Origin of the sequence: Bacteroides sp. CAG:633 (assembly GCF_000435115.1) — a bacterium.
Classification (GTDB): Bacteria; Bacteroidota; Bacteroidia; order Bacteroidales; family Bacteroidaceae; genus Bacteroides; species Bacteroides ndongoniae.
Genome location: NZ_FR883105.1, coordinates 1 through 2,293, shown reverse-complemented (window position 1 = coordinate 2,293; position 2,293 = coordinate 1). Strand labels below are relative to the sequence as shown.

General features: G+C 53.7%; 2 protein-coding genes and 1 pseudogene. 2 read left to right on the top strand and 1 reads right to left on the bottom strand.

Features of this window, described 5'->3' with window-relative positions:
• Together QVP67_RS10785 and QVP67_RS10780 are read left to right on the top strand one after the other, a co-directional pair.
• The coding region (locus QVP67_RS10785; RefSeq protein WP_288180119.1) for a glycosyltransferase family 4 protein at positions 1-1,223 on the top strand (1,223 nt) is incomplete at its 5' end.
• The gene (locus QVP67_RS10780) at positions 1,216-1,965 is read left to right on the top strand and encodes a glycosyltransferase family 2 protein (RefSeq protein WP_022163573.1); all 750 of its coding nucleotides are present in this window, start codon (positions 1,216-1,218) and stop codon (positions 1,963-1,965) included. The genes QVP67_RS10785 and QVP67_RS10780, both read left to right, overlap by 8 nt.
• Before the next feature lie 208 nt (positions 1,966-2,173).
• Here the strand turns inward: QVP67_RS10780 and QVP67_RS10775 are convergent.
• Positions 2,174-2,293, bottom strand: a pseudogene (locus tag QVP67_RS10775) (AAA family ATPase); the annotation flags it as partial.

Below are 2,293 nucleotides of genomic sequence, written 5' to 3'. Positions count from 1 at the left end.
CCGCCATAGCCTGTAGCCGGCTGATGGAAGCCCTGAAGAACAACGGCATCAAGGCCAAAATGCTGGTGCGCGACAAGCAGACCGAACAGATCACCGTCGTGTCGCTCGACCGCAGCTGGCGGCTGGTATGGAAATTTGTGTGGGAACGCATCCGCATCTGGCAGGCCAACCGCTTCAAGAAGCACAACCTGTTCGCCATCGACATTGCCAACACCGGTACGGACATCACCTCACTGCCCGAATTCCAACAGGCCGACGTCATCCACCTGCATTGGATCAACCAGGGAATGCTCTCGCTGAATAACCTGAAAAAGATATTCGACTCGGGCAAACCCATCGTGTGGACCATGCACGACATGTGGCCCGCAACCGGCATCTGCCATTATGCCAGCGGATGCAACCTTTACGAAAAAGAGTGCCATCACTGTCCACAACTGTATGGCGGCGGAAGCCGGAAGGACATTTCCTACCGCGTGTTCCACAAAAAACGCGAACTCTACCGCAACCATCGCATCACCTTCGTTACGTGCAGTCGCTGGCTCGAAGGCATGGCACGGAAAAGCGAACTGCTGACGGGGCAGAACATCATCAGCATCCCCAACGCCATCAACACCAACCTCTTCAAGCCACGCAGCAAGCAGGAAGCACGAAGCCGGTGCATGCTGCCGCAGGACATCAAACTGATACTGTTCGGCTCGGTGAAAATCACCGACCCGCGCAAAGGCATGCAATACCTGATTGAGTCGTGCAAACTGCTGGCCGGAAAACATCCCGAACTGGTAAAGGAACTGGGTATCGTAGCTTTCGGCAACCAGTCGAAGCAACTGGAGAATCTGTTGCCCTTCAAGGTATATCCGCTGGACTTCGTACACGACGAACATCAGCTGGTCAACATCTACAACGCTGTCGACATCTACGTCACTCCCTCGTTGCAGGACAATCTGCCCAACACCATCATGGAAGCCATGGCGTGCGGCATCCCCTGTGTAGGCTTCAACGTAGGCGGCATACCGGAGATGATAGACCATCTGCACAACGGCTACGTGGCACAGTACAAATCGTCGGAAGACCTGGCCAACGGCATCTACTGGACCCTGACCGACCCGGGCTACAACAGCCTGTCCGAACAAGCCTACCGAAAAGTAGTGACACACTACTCGGAACAGGTCATCGCCAAGAAGTTCACCGATCTCTACAACAAAGTCACCGGAAGCAATGCATAATCACCTCACACCGAAGTTCAGCGTCATTACCGTCTGCTACAACGCCCAGGCTACCATCGAAGATACCATCCAAAGCGTCATTGCGCAGACCTACCACCACGTGGAGTACATCATCGTGGACGGCGCCTCGAAGGACCGTACCCTGTCCATCATCAACCGCTATCGCGACCGCATCGCCACCGTCGTAAGCGAACCTGACAAAGGACTGTACGACGCCATGAACAAAGGCCTCCGCCTTGCCACGGGCGACTACGTCTGCTTCCTCAACGCAGGCGACAGTTTCCACGAGGACGACACCCTGCAACAAATGGTACACACCCTGCGCGAACTGACTGAACTGCCCGATGTGCTCTACGGCGAAACAGCACTGGTCGATGCCGAAGGACACTTTGTACGCATGCGCCGTCTTCAAGCGCCCGAACATCTGACGTGGCGCAGCTTCCGACATGGGATGTTGGTGTGCCACCAGGCATTCTTCGCCAAGCGCACGCTGGCCGAGCCCTACGACCTCAGCTACCGCTTTTCTGCCGACTTCGACTGGTGCATCCGCATCATGAAAAAGTCAAAAGTATTACACAATACGCACCTCACTCTGATCGATTATCTGGAGGAAGGCATGACCACCCGCAACCACAAGGCCTCGCTACACGAACGTTTCCGCATCATGGCGAAGCATTACGGCTGGCTGAGCACCGTGGCTCATCACGCCTGGTTCGTGGTGAGGGCAGTGGTGAAGAAGTAAATAAAGGATATAGTAATTATTTTTCAGGCACTTTCATTCTGTTCCTTCCGTCTGTTTCTCAGCAGGTTCCAGTTCCAGATTTACAATGGTATTGTCCCACTTGAACATTTTCCCCGTTCCAAGATCAACCAGGAAACCCGGCCAAAAAAGAATATTCCACAGACTGGAAGCATTGAAATTGGTTTCGAGCAGGAAAGGTGTAGAAATATTAATCTTCTATCAACCATCCCTCTATCCCCCGTATCTCCTTGCTGAAGTTCACGCCTACCTTAAACAGTTTCCGTGAGTCGGAGGCAAAGGGCAGGGCATACTGCTTGTCGTTAATCTG

Bases quoted from the DNA above. Each gene is read 5' to 3' on its own strand.
- QVP67_RS10780 (WP_022163573.1), top strand. From the start codon at position 1,216: ATGCATAATCACCTCACACCGAAGTTCAGCGTCATTACCGTCTGCTAC.